The sequence below is a fragment of the Tardiphaga sp. OK246 genome (assembly GCF_900188215.1).
Classification (GTDB): Bacteria; Pseudomonadota; Alphaproteobacteria; order Rhizobiales; family Xanthobacteraceae; genus Tardiphaga; species Tardiphaga robiniae.
The window spans coordinates 64,355-80,500 of record NZ_FZOX01000008.1 but is presented as its reverse complement, the minus strand read 5'-3'; the positions used below and the strand labels follow the sequence as shown (position 1 = coordinate 80,500).

At 62.5% G+C, this 16,146-nt stretch carries 14 protein-coding genes and 1 tRNA gene; 7 read left to right on the top strand and 8 right to left on the bottom strand.

The window, feature by feature from the left end; genetic code table 11:
* Positions 1 to 18 precede the first annotated feature (18 nt).
* On the bottom strand, positions 19 to 1,179 hold the full coding sequence (locus CHC01_RS28195; RefSeq protein WP_089267842.1) for a patatin-like phospholipase family protein: 1,161 nt from the start codon (positions 1,177 to 1,179) through the stop codon (positions 19 to 21).
* 205 nt (positions 1,180 to 1,384) lie between these two features.
* Between CHC01_RS28195 and CHC01_RS28190 the strand changes: the two genes are divergently transcribed.
* The 4 genes from CHC01_RS28190 (at position 1,385) to CHC01_RS28175 (ending at position 5,610) form a co-directional block, all read left to right on the top strand.
* Positions 1,385 to 2,167 carry a 3-hydroxybutyrate dehydrogenase gene (locus CHC01_RS28190; RefSeq protein ID WP_089267658.1) on the top strand — a complete coding sequence of 261 codons (783 nt, stop codon included), beginning with the start codon at positions 1,385 to 1,387 and terminating at the stop codon, positions 2,165 to 2,167.
* Between the two features lie 36 nt (positions 2,168 to 2,203).
* Positions 2,204 to 2,977, top strand: a complete 774-nt coding sequence (locus CHC01_RS28185; RefSeq protein WP_089267657.1) for an acetoacetate decarboxylase — start codon at positions 2,204 to 2,206, stop codon at positions 2,975 to 2,977.
* 234 nt (positions 2,978 to 3,211) lie between these two features.
* Positions 3,212 to 4,243: a transporter gene (locus CHC01_RS28180; RefSeq protein WP_089267656.1), complete on the top strand. Its 1,032-nt coding sequence runs from the start codon at positions 3,212 to 3,214 to the stop codon at positions 4,241 to 4,243.
* 5 nt (positions 4,244 to 4,248) lie between these two features.
* On the top strand, positions 4,249 to 5,610 hold the full coding sequence (locus CHC01_RS28175) for a carbohydrate porin (protein WP_244558549.1): 1,362 nt from the start codon (positions 4,249 to 4,251) through the stop codon (positions 5,608 to 5,610).
* Positions 5,611 to 5,615: 5 nt separating this feature from the next.
* Here the strand turns inward: CHC01_RS28175 and CHC01_RS28170 are convergent, their stop codons facing one another.
* The 3 genes from CHC01_RS28170 to CHC01_RS28160 all read right to left on the bottom strand — a co-directional run bounded on the left by CHC01_RS28170 (position 5,616) and on the right by CHC01_RS28160 (position 9,080).
* The gene (locus CHC01_RS28170; RefSeq protein ID WP_089267655.1) at positions 5,616 to 6,629 is read right to left on the bottom strand and encodes an LLM class flavin-dependent oxidoreductase; all 1,014 of its coding nucleotides are present in this window, start codon (positions 6,627 to 6,629) and stop codon (positions 5,616 to 5,618) included.
* A gap of 98 nt (positions 6,630 to 6,727) precedes the next feature.
* Positions 6,728 to 7,630: an alpha/beta fold hydrolase gene (locus CHC01_RS28165; protein ID WP_089267654.1), complete on the bottom strand. Its 903-nt coding sequence runs from the start codon at positions 7,628 to 7,630 to the stop codon at positions 6,728 to 6,730.
* A 175-nt stretch (positions 7,631 to 7,805) separates the two neighbouring features.
* Positions 7,806 to 9,080 (bottom strand): hypothetical protein, encoded by a 1,275-nt coding sequence (locus tag CHC01_RS28160; protein ID WP_244558548.1) that lies wholly within the window; start codon positions 9,078 to 9,080, stop codon positions 7,806 to 7,808.
* A gap of 259 nt (positions 9,081 to 9,339) precedes the next feature.
* Between CHC01_RS28160 and CHC01_RS28155 the strand changes: the two genes are divergently transcribed.
* Positions 9,340 to 10,557, top strand: a complete 1,218-nt coding sequence (locus CHC01_RS28155) for an MFS transporter (protein ID WP_089267653.1) — start codon at positions 9,340 to 9,342, stop codon at positions 10,555 to 10,557.
* 85 nt (positions 10,558 to 10,642) lie between these two features.
* Here CHC01_RS28155 and CHC01_RS28150 read toward each other — a convergent pair.
* A tRNA-Leu gene (locus CHC01_RS28150) sits at positions 10,643 to 10,727 on the bottom strand.
* A gap of 177 nt (positions 10,728 to 10,904) precedes the next feature.
* On the opposite strand from CHC01_RS28150, the gene CHC01_RS28145 reads away from it, so the two are divergent.
* On the top strand, positions 10,905 to 11,444 hold the full coding sequence (locus tag CHC01_RS28145; RefSeq protein WP_089267652.1) for a disulfide bond formation protein B: 540 nt from the start codon (positions 10,905 to 10,907) through the stop codon (positions 11,442 to 11,444).
* 31 nt (positions 11,445 to 11,475) lie between these two features.
* Here the strand turns inward: CHC01_RS28145 and CHC01_RS28140 are convergent, their stop codons facing one another.
* The 3 genes from CHC01_RS28140 to CHC01_RS28130 form a co-directional block, all read right to left on the bottom strand.
* Entirely contained in the window at positions 11,476 to 13,743 is a 2,268-nt protein-coding gene (locus CHC01_RS28140; RefSeq protein ID WP_089267651.1) for a TonB-dependent siderophore receptor, read from the bottom strand.
* A gap of 189 nt (positions 13,744 to 13,932) precedes the next feature.
* Positions 13,933 to 14,997 carry an AbrB family transcriptional regulator gene (locus tag CHC01_RS28135; protein ID WP_089267650.1) on the bottom strand — a complete coding sequence of 355 codons (1,065 nt, stop codon included), beginning with the start codon at positions 14,995 to 14,997 and terminating at the stop codon, positions 13,933 to 13,935.
* A 115-nt stretch (positions 14,998 to 15,112) separates the two neighbouring features.
* Positions 15,113 to 15,388: a PsiF family protein gene (locus CHC01_RS28130; protein ID WP_089267649.1), complete on the bottom strand. Its 276-nt coding sequence runs from the start codon at positions 15,386 to 15,388 to the stop codon at positions 15,113 to 15,115.
* Positions 15,389 to 15,589: 201 nt separating this feature from the next.
* Here CHC01_RS28130 and CHC01_RS28125 point away from each other — a divergent pair, with 201 nt between their 5' ends.
* Positions 15,590 to 16,090 carry a hypothetical protein gene (locus CHC01_RS28125; protein WP_244558564.1) on the top strand — a complete coding sequence of 167 codons (501 nt, stop codon included), beginning with the start codon at positions 15,590 to 15,592 and terminating at the stop codon, positions 16,088 to 16,090.
* Positions 16,091 to 16,146: the final 56 nt, after the last annotated feature.

The following is a 16,146-nucleotide window of genomic DNA, read 5'->3' as shown; positions in this document are numbered from 1 at the left end:
AATGACGAATAATATGTCCTACGAACTGCTCTCGCGATGCACGTCGTGCACCACGATGCCCTTGCCTTGCTCCGGCAGCGCCAGCCAGTCGCGGCGCTTCAATGTGCGGCGGGTATCGTCGAGGCCGCTCTGCCAGTGCTCGCGCATCGAGGTTGCCGAGAACTCGTGGTCCTTGGAATCGCCCTCATAGGCCTTCTGCTGATAGATCATTTGCAGGATGGTGATCTCCGGCAGATCCGACAGGCTGTCACGCCGCGCGCGCTCCTCGTCGCTGAGCTGGTCGTCGGGAATGCGCTGCAAGACCTTGTAGAGCTCCGACTTCAGATTGTTCATGCGCCGGTAGATGTCGGTGTTGTGGCGGGTGCGGGACGAGTAGACGATGTCCTTGTGCCGGGCCAGGACCTCCTGAATATCGCGCGGCAGCACGCCGCGGGCGCTGAACAGGTCGACCTGGAAGACCAGCGAGTTCATCCTGTCTTCCTGGTCGAGCAGGTGCTGCAGCGGCGTGTTGGAGACGATGCCGCCATCCCAGAAATGATCGGTGCCGATCTTCACCATCGGCAAAGCTGGCGGCAGTGCGCCTGATGCCATCACGTGTTCGGGCGCGATGACTTCCTTCTTGTTGTCGAAATACAGGAAGTTGCCGGTGATGACGTTCACTGCGCCGACGGCGAAGTGCGTCTTGCGCGAATTGATCAGATCGAAATCGACCAGTTCGAGCAGCGTGTCGCGCAGCGGCGAGGTGTCGTAATAGCTCGTCGCCGTCTTTGCACCGGCCGGACTGAACCACGGATTGATCTCGTGCGGCTTGAAGAAGCCGGGCTGTCCGAGGGTCGTGGTCATGAGGGAGCTCGCGAGATTGCGGGCCTTGCGGTAGACGTCGCCGTCCGGTGTGTAGTGCCAGACCTTGCGGGCGGTGATGCGGTCCCAGAAGATCTGCAGCTTCTCCAGCCGGTCTTCCGGCGGATTGCCGGCGATGATCGCCGAATTGATCGCGCCGATCGATACGCCGCACACCCAGTCCGGCTCCATGCCTTGCTCATATAGCGCCTGATACACGCCGGCCTGATAGGCGCCGAGGGCGCCGCCGCCCTGCAGCACCAGTGCTACACGATCGCAGCGGTCAGGGCGCCAGCCGGTGTCGGCCGTCATGTCTGAATCGGGTGTCCGCGCATCCATCTGGGTCTTCTCCTCAACGATCACATGATGTTGGCGGCAGAATTTAGATGAGCAGTGACGGCGTTGTGACAAATAGCAAATTCAATCATTGCGCATCAGTCCATGAAGCGCGTCACGCGGCTGAAGGAAATTCCTCATACCGCCGTCAAACAGGATCGCTAGCAAAGAAGCAGATATTAACGTTTGCTTACGAAGGGTTGCGCGCATGCTGTCTGGAAAGTCCGCCATCATCACCGGCTCCACCAGCGGCATCGGCCTTGGCATCGCGCGCGGCCTCGCGGCCAGCGGCGTCAATATCGTGCTCAACGGCTTCGGCGATGCCAATGAGATCGAGGCCATCCGCAGCGAGCTTGCCGACAGCCATCAGGTCCGGGTGCTCTATAGCGGCGCCAACATGGCCGACGGCAATGACATCGCGGCGATGATGGCGCAGGCGGAGCAGGAGTTCGGCGGCGTCGATATCCTGGTCAACAATGCCGGCATTCAATATGTCGCGCCGCTCGAGGAATTCCCGGTCGAGAAGTGGGACGCGATCGTGGCGATCAATCTGTCGAGTGCGTTTCACACCACACGTCTCGCCATCCCCCACATGAAGGCGAAGTCCTGGGGCCGTATTGTCAACATTGCCTCGGCCCATGCGCTGGTCGCCTCGCCGTTCAAGTCGGCCTATGTCGCGGCCAAGCATGGCATTGCCGGGCTGACCAAGACGGCGGCGCTGGAAGTCGCCGAACACGGCATCACCGTGAATGCGGTATGCCCGGGCTATGTGATGACACCGCTGGTCGAGAAGCAGATCCCGGAGCAGGCCAAGGCGCGCGGCATCACTGAGCAGCAGGTGATCTCGGACGTGCTGCTCGCCGCCCAGCCGACCAAACGTTTCGTGACCGTCGAGGAACTGTCCTCGGTCGTCAATTTCCTCTGCACCGACCACGCCCGTTCGATCACCGGCATCACGCTGCCGGTCGATGGCGGGTGGACCGCGCACTGAGTTTAAACCAGCGACTTCACACCCAAGGAGTTTCCGATGCGCCAGGAAGACATCCTCCGTTTGCCGTCGATGCCGATGGCCGGCCCGAGCTATCCCGCCGGTCCCTATCGCTTCATCAATCGCGAATTCCTCGTCATCACCTATGAGACCGATCCGGACCTGATCCGGATGGGTCTTCCCGAGCCACTGGAGCCGATCGAACAGCCGATCGTGCATTATGAGTGGATCAAGATGCCGGATAGTTCAGGCTTCGGCAGCTACACCGAGACCGGCCTCGTGATCCCCGCACGCTTCAAGGGCGAGGACGTCAACTTCGTCTCGCAGATGTATCTGGACGATGATCCGCCGATCGCTGCCGGGCGCGAGATCTGGGGCTTCCCGAAGAAATACGCCCATCCGAAACTCGAAGTGGTCAAGGACACGCTGACCGGTACGCTGGAATATGCCGGGCAGCAGGTTGCCATGGGCACGATGGCCTACAAGCACGGCGCCATGGCCGGCAATGGCGAAGCGACGCACGCCACGCTCTCCAAGACCCAGATCAACCTGAAGCTGATCCCCGGCGTCGATGGCAGCGCGGAAGTCTGTCAGCTGGTGGCGATCAACCTGACTGATATCACCGTTAAGGGCTCATGGTTCGGCCCGGGCCGTCTGCATCTGATCCCGCACGTCAACGCGCCGGTCGCCGACTTTCCGGTGCGCCGCGTGATCGGTGCCCATCATTTCCTGGCCGATCTGACATTGCCCTATGGCCGCGTCGTCCATGACTACAACAAGCAGAGCGACGCACTCGCAGAAGCCGCCGAATAGAGCATGATCCGGAAAAGTGGAAACCGGTTTTCCGAAAGATCATGCTCAAAACAAAGAGATGAGATGATGGTCCGATTTTTCTAATCGGATCATCATCTCATCTCGGCTGACATACCCCTGTAACAAGGGTGTCATTAAGTGCCTGCGGCGGACTGACACAGTCGGAGAGCCGCAGGCAGATATTTTTCTGGTGGCGCATGCGTATTGCGTGGCGTGAAAAACGGTGGGTGTCCGATGCAGCTTGAAGTGCCGGTTACATCTGCAGAGGTGACGTCCATACCAGGCGTGCCTGATCTGATTCCGGGTCTGGTCTGGGCCTTCCGCATCCATTCCGACGGCAAGCCGGAGCCATTGCCGGTCGATGCCGGCATCGATCTCGTCCACGGCGGGCTGCTCTGGCTGCATTTCAACCTGACTGACGCGCGCGCGCTGCAATGGCTAGCGCAGATCCCATTGCATGCGCCGGAGCAGGCCCGTGCCTTGTTGCTGTCCAAGGACACATATCAGCAACTCCATGCCACCGATGACAGTATCTATGGCGTGATTTCGGACCTGTTGCGCGATATCGACGAGGCGACCGAAGACACCGGCTATCTGCGCTTCGTGATGACCGAACGCTTGTTGATCAGCGGCCGGCATCATGCGCTGTGCGCCGTCGATGCGACGCGCCGTTCGCTTGAGCAGGGCCAGCGGGTCGACAGCATGGCCGCGCTGCTTGAGACGATCGTGGAGAATGTTGCCGACACCATGGACGGCGTCGCCGACAGTTTGGCGATATCGCTCGACGAGATCGAGGAGCAGGTGGTCTCCGGCGACTCCCGTGACATGTTGCAGAAGCTCGGCCGTCTGCGCCGGACCTGCGTGCGGCTGCATCGGCAGCTCTCCGGGCTGCGGATCGTGTTTCAGCGGCTTGAGGCCAAAGGTCAGCGTGAATTGAAACCGTCGCTGCAACTGCGTGCCGGCAAGCTGGCGCAGCGCCTCGACGGGCTGGATCACAATGTGGTCGAGATGCGCGAGCGCAGCCGGCTGTTGCAGGAAGAGCTGCATCTGCAGATCGAGGAACGCGGCAATGAAAGCCTTCGCGTTCTTTCAGTGCTTACCGCGCTTCTGCTGCCGCCGACGCTCGTCACCGGCATCTTCGGTATGAACACCAAGGGACTGCCGCTGACCGATGTCGAAACCGGATTTCTCTGGGCGGGCGCACTGATATTGATTTCGTCAGCATCGGCCTATGCCGTGATGAAGCGCCTCAAGATCATCAGGTAGCTATCATGGTTGGTGTGTTTCCGTGCTGGATGGCCCGTGCGATGATGGCGCTCGCCGGCCTTGTCGCCTGTGGCACGGTCTCGCTGTCATCGGCTCATGCCGGCGATTGGCGCGATAGCGGCCTGAAGCCGATCAATGACCGGCTCGCCGAATGGGGTGTTGCACTGTCAGCCACCTATATCGGCGAGGCGCTCGGCAATGCCTCCGGCGGCATCCGGCGCGGCGCCATCTATGAAGGGCGTTTCGATTTTGGCGTCGATGTCGATCTCGACAAGGCGGTTGGCTGGAGCGGCGCGACCTTTCACGCCAATGTCTATCAGATCCACGGACCTGGCCTGTCGCGCGACTATATCGGCAATCTGATGCTGGTGAGCGGCATAGAAGCGCTGCCGGCGACGCGGCTCTATGAATTCTGGATCGAACAGTCGCTGTTCGGCGGCAGACTGCTGGTGAAGGTCGGTCAGCAGCCATCCGATATCGAGTTCATCGACAGCAAGTATGACGATATCTTCGTCAATTCGGCGCTGGGCTGGCCCGGCATTACCGGCGTGATCCTGCCGGCGGGCGGACCCTCGCCGCCACTCGCCGTGCCGGGCGTTCGTTTCAAGGTCAGTCTGTCGGATGCGTTCACGGCCTATCTGGCGGTGTTCAATGGCAGTGCGGCAGCGCCCGGTCCGAATGATCCGCAGATCGCCAACGCGCATGGTCTTGCATTTCGCGTCAACGATCCGCCGTGGATCATCGGGCAACTGAAATATGCCTACAAGCTCGGCCCGTCGGAGTTGCCCGGATCGATCACCGGCGGCGGCTGGGTGCATCTGGCCGAATTCGATGACGAGCGCTGGACCGCACAGGGCCTGTCGCAGGCCGATCCGGCCGGCACCGGCGAGCCGCTGATGCGGCGCGGCAATCGCGGCGTTTTCGCCGTTTACGAACAGCGGCTCGCTTTCAGTGCACTCGGCCCGGACAAGGGCATCGGCTTCTTTGCACGCACGTCGATCAGCCCGTCCGATCGTAATCTGATCAGCTTCTATCTCGATGGCGGCATTCAGGTGTCGGGTTTCTCGGCAGAGCGGCCGGATGACAGGTTCGGAATCGCGATGACTTATGCGCGCATTTCGGATGGCGCGCGCGGGCTCGATCGTGACGTGCAGCTTTTCACCGGAATTCAATCGCCCATCCGCGATTTCGAAGCCGTGCTGGAAGTAACCTATCTCGCCGCGGTTGCGCCGGGCGTGGCGGTGCAGCCGGTGTTTCAATATGTGATGCATCCCGCCGGAGGAGCCGTCGATCCCAACGACGCCACACAGACAAAGCGCATCAAGGACGCCGCGGTGTTCGGCGTCCGCACCACCATCAATTTCTGAAACGCTCAGCCGGTCGCTTGAGCCGGCGTCTTGGTGAGACCCGCAGCCGCCTCGGCGATCATCTCATAGGACTTGAGCCGCGTGGCGTGGTCGTAGACGTCGGAGACGATCATCAGCTCATCCGCGCCGGTCTCCTCGACTAGCGCGGCGATGCCGGCGCGAACCGTCTCCTTCGAGCCGATGATCGAACGCCGCAGCATGCCCATGGCCTGCATCTTCTCGGCTGGCGCCCAGTAGGTCTCGATATCGTCGATCGGCGGCGCGCTCAGCCCGCGGGTGCCGCGGAACATGTTGGTGAACGACATCTGCTGCGTGGTCCATAACCGCTTGGCTTCGGCATCGGTGTCGGCAGCGATGATGTTGACGCCGACCATCGCATGCGGCTTCGCCGACTGTTCGGAGGCTTCGAAGTGCTGGTGATAGATCTGCAGGGCCTGCAGCAATTGGTCGGGCGCGAAATGCGAGGCGAAAGCGTAGGGCAGGCCGAGCGCCGCGGCGAGCTGCGCGCCATAGGTCGAGGAGCCGAGAATCCATAGCGGCACGTTGGTGCCCGCGGCAGGCACCGCCTGCAGGCGCTGGTTGGGGCCGGCCGGGGCGAAATAGGCCTGCAGCTCCTGGATGTCCTGCGGGAAATTGTCTGAATTCTGCAGCGAGCGGCGCAGCGCCCGCATGGTCATCTGGTCGGTGCCGGGTGCGCGGCCGAGGCCGAGATCAATGCGGCCGGGAAACAGCCGCGCCAATGTGCCGAACTGTTCGGCGATGACGATGGGCGCATGGTTCGGCAGCATGATGCCGCCGGCACCGACGCGAATGGTTTTGGTCCCCGCTGCGATATGGCCGATCACCACCGATGTCGCGGCGCTGGCGATGCCGATCATGTTGTGATGTTCGGCGACCCAGAAGCGCTGATAGCCCCATTTCTCCGCATGGCCGGCGAGATCGCGGGAATTATCGAGCGCGCCGCGCGCATCGGTGTCCTGGGTAACGCGGACGAGGTCGAGGATCGAAAGTGCGGTCATGACGGGGCTCCCATTGCCCTTGCCATGTGGGCATGGCTGGGGCGGATTGCCAGCCGGTTGCGCGGCCGGCATGGCAGCCCGGCGTTACTCCCGAGCGGTCACGTCAGGCCCGCGTGGAAGGCGCGGACGATTGCGGCGCATTCGGCCGGCTTTTCCATTTGCATGAAATGCGAGGCATCGGGCACGGTGGTGAAGGCGAAGCCGCCATCGCGCGCGAAGGCACGCTCCATGTCGACAAACGGGCTGGTTCTCGTCTTTGGTTCACCGGCGACGAGTTGCACCGGCAGCCTGACCCTGCACATCCGCTCCCAGGCGCCCGGGAGATCCTGCATGGTGAAGATGCTGGCCTCGAATTCCCTGGCACAGGCGAGTTCATAGAGCTGCCTGTCGTCGTTCCAGCGCAGCGTGGATGCGGCGAGTGCTTGCAGTCCGGCGTCGTCGACGCCGGCAAATGCCGAGCTGCGGCGATAGGACTCGAACAGCTCCTGCACATTCGGAAAGGTGGTGCGACGCTGCGCGGCGCGTCCGGCAAGCCTGTCATTTTCCGTGCGAAAACTCTGGAACTCCGGATAGCTCGCCGGCGGCTCGAAGCCGACGATGCCGATCCACGGCGTCTCATATTCGGCGGCATGCAGCAGGGTCGTCAGTGCGCTCATCGAATGAAATGCACCGAGGCTCGGCGCCGCGCCGAGTTCGCGCGTGATCCCTTGCATGATCGCCTCATAGTCGCGGACGAGCTGCGGCCAGACATGCGGGATGGGCTGGCGATACGGACTGCTGCGGCCGTGATGACGGAAGTCGAACACCACGGTCTCATAGTCATCCGTGAAGAGGCGCCAGAAGCTTTGAAAAGCATCGATGGCGAGGCCATTGCCATGGCTGCAGATGATCCGTGGACCTTTTCCATAAACGCGTATGCTGGCTGTGGCGCCATCTTCGAGCAGAACCTGAAAAGCGTGCGTCTCGGCCGCAAGAGCCGGAGCGGAAGGCGCATAGTCCATATGGGGGAGAATCCGTTATATTTTGGAGCAGAAGGCGAAGCTGTCGCATGCTTGGCCGGACCGCAGAGTCTAAAAGACCTTGTCTGAAAGACTTTGCTGCTCACCGTCAGTTCGTACGCAGTTTCAGGATACAAAGCGCGGCGGGGCGGTTCAAGCCACAGCAGGTCATACCAGATCAGCTGGAACGCCGGACGATCGCCACGCGCCCGTCCAGCGGGATCGTCGCGTGCCCGTCGGTCACCGGCACGCGGCGCCACTCGGCATCGTCATTCGGACGGTTGAAGGAGAGCGAAGCGGCAGGGCCATCGACGGCGATGTCGATCGGCTCCGTGGGCACCGGGATGTCTTCAGCCTTCTCCACATTCCAGCAGCGCACCGCGCGCCATACCGCAAGCAGCGGTTGTTCATGCGCATCCTGAAACGCGATGTGCCGCAGGTCCGGTGCCGTGGATGCCACGCGTAGCGCCGGATCGTTGTTGGCGCGGCGTGCGCCTTTCAGTGCGGACAAGAGATTTCGGATCGCATGGTAGCCAGGCTTCGGCGAGCCGTCATTGCGGACGAGGCCCCAATGATGTTCTCCGTCGTTGGGATCGGTACCGCCATCGAAGAATTCGTAGAGGAATGTCCGGAGAATGCCGAGGCGGAAGTTGTTGAGCAGCAGCCGCGGCAGATAGAGCGCCGCTGCTGTCTCCGAAACGCCGGAGGTGCCGGGCTTCACGACATTGCAATAGCCGCATTCGGTTGCCAGCGCGGGCGCACCGGGTTTGAACGCGTCGCGCATATTGTGCAGATACCACGACACCGCGGCGTAATCGTCGGATGTCTCCGGCTCCTGCGCACGCTGCACATAGGAATGGATGGCGACGGCATCGCTGAACTGCGCGGCCGGGCGCAGCAGCGCCACGTCGGCGGGCTTCCAGTTGATGACGCTGGGCGACAGCAGCGGCAACTCCGCCGCCGCATATCGCGCGCGCAGCGCAGCGTGCACCTCGCGCTGATAGTTGACGACAACATTGCTCCAGCCCGGCTTCGCCAGCGGCAGCGACAGAAACCAGTCGCTGTTGCCCTCGTTCTGGCCCTCCATCGCTGAGACGCGCTCGATGCCCAATGCGGCGAGATAGGTCATCATCTCCGGCACGGTGTTGGTCGCCGGCGACACCACAGCATTGAACAGAATGTTCGAGCGTTTGTTCAGCGCGCGCCAGCGATCGAGATCGTTGCTAGGTCGCAACTCGTCGCGCAGATGGCGAATGCCTGATGCCGCAAGCAGCTCGTGAAACCGGTCGAAATTGCTCGCATATGGCTCGCTGCTGATATGCACGTTGACGCCGACACTGTCGGCGAAGGTGTCCGACGGGCCGGGAAGCGGCAGGGCAGCCAATGGATCGGAGCGCAGCATCATCGATGCCGCGCCTCCCATCAGGATGGCTCGTCTGCTCAGGCCGGGCATTTCGATCTCGCACGCTTGAAGCCCCAGTGACGCCTCGGGGCAGTCTGGGCCTGTTAGACTCAATAAACCGTCGATCGACAAGAGATGTTCTCGTCAGCGATCAACCGAAGGGGTCCGCTGGCCCGCAAGATCACTGTCATCGCGGCAACGAACAACTGTACGCGCTCGCAAAAACGTGAGCTGCGACGGCCCTCGGCCTGTCGGCTCCGGCCCGTCCCGTGCGTCTTCCACTCAGAGAGCGCTAACGTGGAGACCAGGAATGACCAATTCTCACTATCGCTGGGTAATCGTCGCCGCGGGCGGCCTTCTGGGCTGCGTCGCGATCGGCGGCATGTTTTCGTTGCCGGTGTTCCTGCAGCCGATCGCGCGGGATACCGGCTGGTCGGTCACCGGTATATCCAGCGCCATGACAATTGGCTTCCTCGCGATGGCTGTCACCAGCATGATTTGGGGTACCTTGTCCGACCGATTGGGGCCACTCCCGGTGGTGTTGACCGGGTCGGTCGTGCTCGCGTCAAGCCTGGTGCTGGCGAGCCTCGCGACATCTCTGGTCGCATTTCAATTTGTCTTCGGGCTGATGGTCGGCGGCGCCACCGCTGCGATCTTTGCGCCGATGATGGCGACGGTCACCGGCTGGTTCGATACGCATCGCAGCCTGGCCGTGTCGCTGGTTTCGGCGGGGATGGGCATGGCGCCCATGACCATGTCGCCGCTGGCGGCCTGGCTCGTTTCGAACCACGATTGGCGCACCTCGATGCAGGTCGTGGCCCTCGTCGTGGCCGCGATCATGATTCCAGTCTCGCTGCTGGTGCGCCGCGCGCCGGCGCTGGAGGGCGCGCCTTCCGCTCCATCCGCCGAGCCGGTGCAAGCAGAGATGTCGCGCGCGCAGGCGCTACGCTCGCCACAGTTCATCATCTTGCTGCTGACGAATTTCTTCTGCTGCGCCACGCATTCTGGGCCGATCATCCATACTGTGAGCTACGCGATCAGCTGCGGCATACCGCTTGTCGCTGCGGTCACGATTTATAGCGTCGAGGGTCTGGCAGGGATGGGCGGCCGTATCGCCTTCGGCCTGCTCGGCGACCGTTTTGGCGCCAAGCGTGTACTGGTCCTTGGCTTGCTCGCCCAGGCGTTCGGCGCGCTCGGTTTTGTCTTCGTGCATGAGCTCGGCGGGTTTTACACCGTGGCGGCGGTCTTTGGCTTCATCTACGCCGGCACCATGCCGCTCTACGCCGTTCTCGCGCGCGAAAACTTTCCGCTGCGGATGATGGGCACAGTGATCGGCGGAACGGCCATGGCCGGCAGCCTTGGCATGGCGACCGGACCTCTCGCCGGAGGTTTGATCTACGACACGTTCGCCAGCTACGCTTGGCTCTATATCGGCTCCTGGATCATGGGGCTCGGCGCTTTCCTGATTGCAATGACATTCAGGCCGATGCCGGTCGCGAAAGCGGAGCCCGCACCCCTGCCGGCGTGAGGACAAATCCTCCAGTCGTCATTTGCGGCTAACGCGCTTTTCGGAAAAATAGCCCGTCGTCAACGGATTATTGCTGATGAGCTTCTGGTGCCCCTGGCCGGAATCGAACCAGCACTCCTTGCGGAACTCGATTTTGAGTCGAGCGCGTCTACCAATTCCGCCACAGGGGCCTTCGGACGCCGGCCGGAGACCGGGGGCGCGAAGCGGGCGGAATATAGCGGGCGCGGGCGGCGGGTCAACCTGCGGTTTGGCCGATAGGGCCGCTGTGCACACTCCAGTGTGATCGGGGCTGTCTCGACAGGGTGGTGGCCCCGGGATAGGACGCAACGGCCACTCCGGAGAGCACCGTGACTGCCCAGACCGCCCCTGTACCCGCGCCCGTACATGCCTCATCCAACCCGGCGCTGATCGCCGCGCTGGCGGTCGGCCTGATTGCATTGGCGACGCTGGCGGGGGCCTGGTTCTTTCAGCTGGTACTGGATATCCGGCCGTGCCCGCTCTGCCTCGAACAGCGCTATGCCTATTATCTCGCGATTCCGCTGGCGGTGCTGGTGGCGATTGCTGCCGCCAGGGACGTGCCGCGCGGCCTGGTCGTGACCGGCCTCGTGCTGCTGGCGCTGGCGGCGCTCGCCAATGCGGCGCTCGGCGGTTATCACGCCGGGATCGAATGGACATTCTGGCAGGGTCCGACGGACTGTTCGGGGCCGGTGGTCGATCTCGGCAAGGCCGGTAGCCTGCTGGAGCGCCTCGACACCGTGAAGGTGATCCGCTGCGACGAGGTGCAGTGGCGCTTTTTGGGCCTGTCGCTGGCCGGCTACAATGTGCTGATCTCGCTGCTGATGGCGGCGATCGCACTGTGGGGCGCCGGCAAGACCGCACGGCGCTGATCCGCCGCCGGTCCTGCCCGCTGAGGCACCGCTACCAGCGATAGCGCAGCGTGCCGATCACCGTGCGTCCCTGGCTCAAATAGCAGTAGCCGGAATTGCAGACCGCAACCTGCTCGTCGGCGACGTTGTTGGCGTTGATCGAGGCCTGATAGCCCGCAAACTTCGGTCCAAGCTTGGCGAAATCGTAACGCGCGGCCAGATCGAACAGCGTATAGCCGTTGTTGCGTGAGGTGTTGTCGTTCGACGTCCAGGTCGCGTCGATATAACGGACACCTGCACCGAGACCGAGGCCTTCAAGCGAACCGTTCAGGAAGGTGTAGTTCATCCAGCTCGATGCGGTGTGCTTCGGCGTCACTGCAGGGGTCTTGCCGAGCTCGGTCGCGATCGAGCTCCTGGTGATCTCCGCGTCGGAATAAGTGTAGGCCGTCACCGTTTCGAGTTCCGGCGTGAGTCGTGCGCGTGCCTCGAATTCGAAGCCCTGCACGCGGATTTCGCCGACCGAGGCATAATAGGCGATGCCGTTGACATAGCCGGCGAGCTTGGCGGCGTTCTTCTCCTTGAGGTCGTAGATCGACGCCGTGAGCAGCACGTCGGGCCGTGGCTGATACTTCACGCCGCCTTCGATTTGTTCGCCTTCGGATGGCGCCAGCACGATGCCGTCGAGGCCGAGTGAGGTCTCCGGCTGGAATGAGGTCGCATAGCTCACATAGGGCGCGATGCCGTTCTCGAAGTGATAGAGCAGGCCGGCGCTGTAGGAGAACGCGTTGTCGTTGCGCGCGCCTGTGACGGCGCCCGTATAGGAATTGATTTGCGTGCGATCGGTCCAGTCCTGACGGCCGCTGACCGACAGGTGCCAGTTGCCGAGTCGCATCTGGTCCTGCAGATAGACGCCGACCTGTTCCTGCGTCGAACGCGAACCGGACGTATAACCCTGGGTTGGCCCGGCAATGCCGTAGACAGGATTCAAGATGTTGAGCGCATAGCCGGGATTCACGGCGCCCAGGCCGAGCTTGAAGTCCCAGGTATTGTGATCGTAATTCACGCCGAACAGTGTGCGGTGGACGACCGGGCCGGTGGCGAAGTCGGCCTGCAGCGCATTGTCGGTTTGCCAGCTCGTCTGGTCATCGCCGACGGCTACGGCACCGCGGTCATAGACGGTCGATGTTGGCGTCGCGAAGCTGCCACTGACATAGCGCGATTCCGCATGCAGCACGCCGAACCGCGTGTGCTGGCGGAACGTGAAGACGTCGTCGAAGCGGTGCTCGAGCTTGTAGCCGACCTGCGCCTGCTGCTGCCGCAGATAGTCGTATTTCGGATCGCTCGATCGCAGCTTGATGGTCGCGCCGTTGACGTTCACCAGCTGACCGTCGCGATTGAGCATGGCGACGCTGGCGTCGGTTTCGTCCTTCTGCAGGATGGCATAGGCGGTCAGCGTGGTGTCGATGGTCGGTCGCCAGGTGATCGATGGCGCCAGCATCAGCCGCTCGTCGGCGATATCGTAATTGGTCTCGCCGGCGCGGCCGAGGCCCACCAGGCGGTACAGCAGCGACTTGTCGGAACTGGCACCGCCGATGTCGAACGCCGTTTGCATGCGGCCATAGGTGCCGCCTTCCAGTGAAATTTCGTTGACCTGATTCTCGACCGGGAATTTCGATCGGCGATCGACGAGGCCGCCGGGGACGGACTGTCCATAGAGCACGGCAGCCGGGCCCTTGATCACCTCGACGCTATTAAGCTGATAGGGTTCGGTCCGGAATGTGGTGAAGCCGGAGGGGAACTGCTTCAGTCCGTCGCGGAAGTCGCCGAGCGTCGTCGTCGAGAAGCCGCGGACATAGATCTGATCGAAACGCGGATCGTAGCCGAAGCCGCCGGTGGTGACGCCGGCTGTGTAACGAACCGCCTCCGGAATGCTGGTGACGCCGCGATCATCGAGTTCCTTGCGGTCGATGACGCTCACCGAACGCGGCGTATCGATCAGCGGCGTATTCGTCTTCGACGCCGAACTAGCCTGACCTGCGACATAGCTGTTGTTGTCGGCGCTATAGATGCGCTCATTAACCGATGGCGCGGGTGAAATCTGCGGTGTCGTCGTGCGTGTGCGTCGCGTTGCGCGTGCCGATGTCTGTGATCTCGTTGCTGTCGTGCTGCGCGCGCGTTGCGGCTGTGGAGCATCCACCGTGACTGGCGGCAGGCTGGCCTGCGCGAATGCATCGCGCGGAAGATCCGTCGCCAATGCTATCACACTGACGGTGCAAAGCAGTGCAGTCTGCTTCGTCGATTTTCTTGTTCTCAATTTCATTTCAACGCCTCGATGATGCTGGTCACGCCAGCTTGATCGAGCGTCTAACTTGATTGGTTTCGTGGCGCACTACGATGCGCGGTAGAATACGTCTAGACCTTGCGACGCAAATGTCTGCAATCACTGCAAGGCGCTCATATTTGTTAGATCTATTCCATTGTTTCGATCGGTGTCTGCGACGACTGAAGATCAATCGTCGATATCGTCCTGCGCCTTGCCGAACAGATGCACGATTCCGGGCGTGACGATCGACACATAGATGAAGCGCGACAGATGATGCGCGCCGACGAACACCGGATCGATATGCAGCGTCAGCGCCAGTGCGAGCATGGCGTCCATGGCGCCGGGCGCGAAAGCGACGACGACATCGCTCAGTTTCACAGTCGTGGTCAGCGCGATGATCGTCACGAACACCGACGAGATCGCGATGGCCACCGTGAATGAGCCGAGCGCCGCCCAGACGTGGCTGAGAATAGTGCGCGGCGAGATCTTGCCGAAGCGCGAGCCGATCAGGCTGCCGATGCCGACGAGAGCCGTGATATAGGCCCATTGCGGCAGCGTGCCGTGGACCCAGCCGGTGCCGTGCAGGACCGACGAGGCCATCATCGCGCCGAACATCCAGCTCGCCGGAAATTTGATCCAGCGCATGAACAGCGAGACGGCGACGGCCGCGGCGGCGAGTTCGGCGAGCGCCAGCGGCGAGGCTTCCGGCCCGCGCGATGGCAGCGGGCCGTGGCCCATCAGGCCGGTGGCGGCGAGCAGCAGCGGGACCATGGCGGTGAGGATGATGACGCGAAAGATCTGCACGACCGCGATGCCCGGCACGTCGGCATTGCGCTCGGTGGCCAGCATGATGATCTGCGACAGCGCGCCGGGGCTGCCGGCCAGCAGCGCGGAGGTGCGGTCCCAGCCATGGACGCGCTGCAGATAGATGCTGCTGCCGAAGGTGGCGCAGAACGTGGCCAGCGCCAGCAGCGCGATGGTCACCGGATATGCGCTGAGATTGTGCACCATCTCCGGCGACACCATCGAGCCGAGCGACAGGCCGAGTGTCATCAGGATGACATGGGCCATCGGCTGCGGCAGGCCGACCGGGCGTCCGAGGATGCCGTAAGCGGCGACCGCGATCATCGCGCCGGAGATCAGCCCGCCCGGCAATTCCGCCCAATAGAATAGCGCGCCGCCGGTCGTGCCGATGACGAGGGTCTCAAGGGTGGTGCGGATCTGAAGGGAGCTGGGAAGAGCGATGGCCATTTGCACGGAAAGCTGAAGGAGCCCGCTTTATGGCAAAGTCCGCACCTGTCGACAAATGCAGTGTGGTCTACCTGTCCCTCGCTTTCCGGGCGAGGGACAGGCGGATGACGAGAGTTTAGTTCGGTTTCGTGGTCTTCTTGCATTCCGAGCGGAATTTGCGGCGCTCGGTGCCATGCAGGCCCTTGGCATCGGCCTGTTTCGAACATTCAAGTGACGCTGCGGTGCGGGGTTTCTCGGCTGTCTTGTCCGCAGGCGCCATCTTCTCGGCGGGGGCCGCCTTGGCGGGCGCAGTCTTGGTGGCCGCCGGCGCAGGTGTCTGAGCGGTGGCCGCGCCGACCAGGAGGAAGGAGGCGACGGCAGCGGTAGCTAGGCTGGAAGCGAATCGGATCATGGCAGCACCTCGAATTGAACAGGGAGGACAGGGTGGGCGCGCCGGGCTGAACGGCAGGTGAATGAGTTGAAATATATCTGATGGTGCGATCACGATAATTTTTCGCGGGGAGCTGCGATGTCGTTGCCACATGCAGCGGTAGCGATAGGATGCCGTCGTCTACTTTTACTTGGTGTAGCAAAGGGAGAGAATGCCATGACAATGCCTGTCAAATTCGCCTGCGCAATTGCAGTGTCCAGTTTTGCTTTACTTGCCTTCAGTCCGGCCCATGCACTCACCGCGACTGAATGCAGTGCAAAATATCAGGCGGCCAAGACCGCCGGCACGCTGAACGGCCAGAAATGGAATGACTTCCGCAAGGCCGAATGCGGGACCGATGCCGCTGCGACAACGCCCGCCGCTGCGCCTGCTGCAACCGCGGCGCCAAAGGCTGCCGAAGCCAAACCTGCGGCTGCGCCGAAACCTGCAGCAGCCCCCAAGCCGGCAGCGACGACAGCCGCGGCTCCGGCAGGCCCTGCCACCTTCCCGTCGGCGGTCGATCCGAAATACGCCAAGGAGACGGCTGGCAAGGCGCGGATGCACACCTGCGTGGATCAGTACAATGCCAACAAGGCCGCCAATGCCAATGGCGGCATGAAGTGGATCGAAAAAGGCGGCGGCTACTACAGCGAATGCACCAAGAAGCTGAAGGGTGCCGCCTGATCGGATCAGCCGCGCGCTGGGGTTGATCGACATCACTTGCTTCGCGGGCGATAACG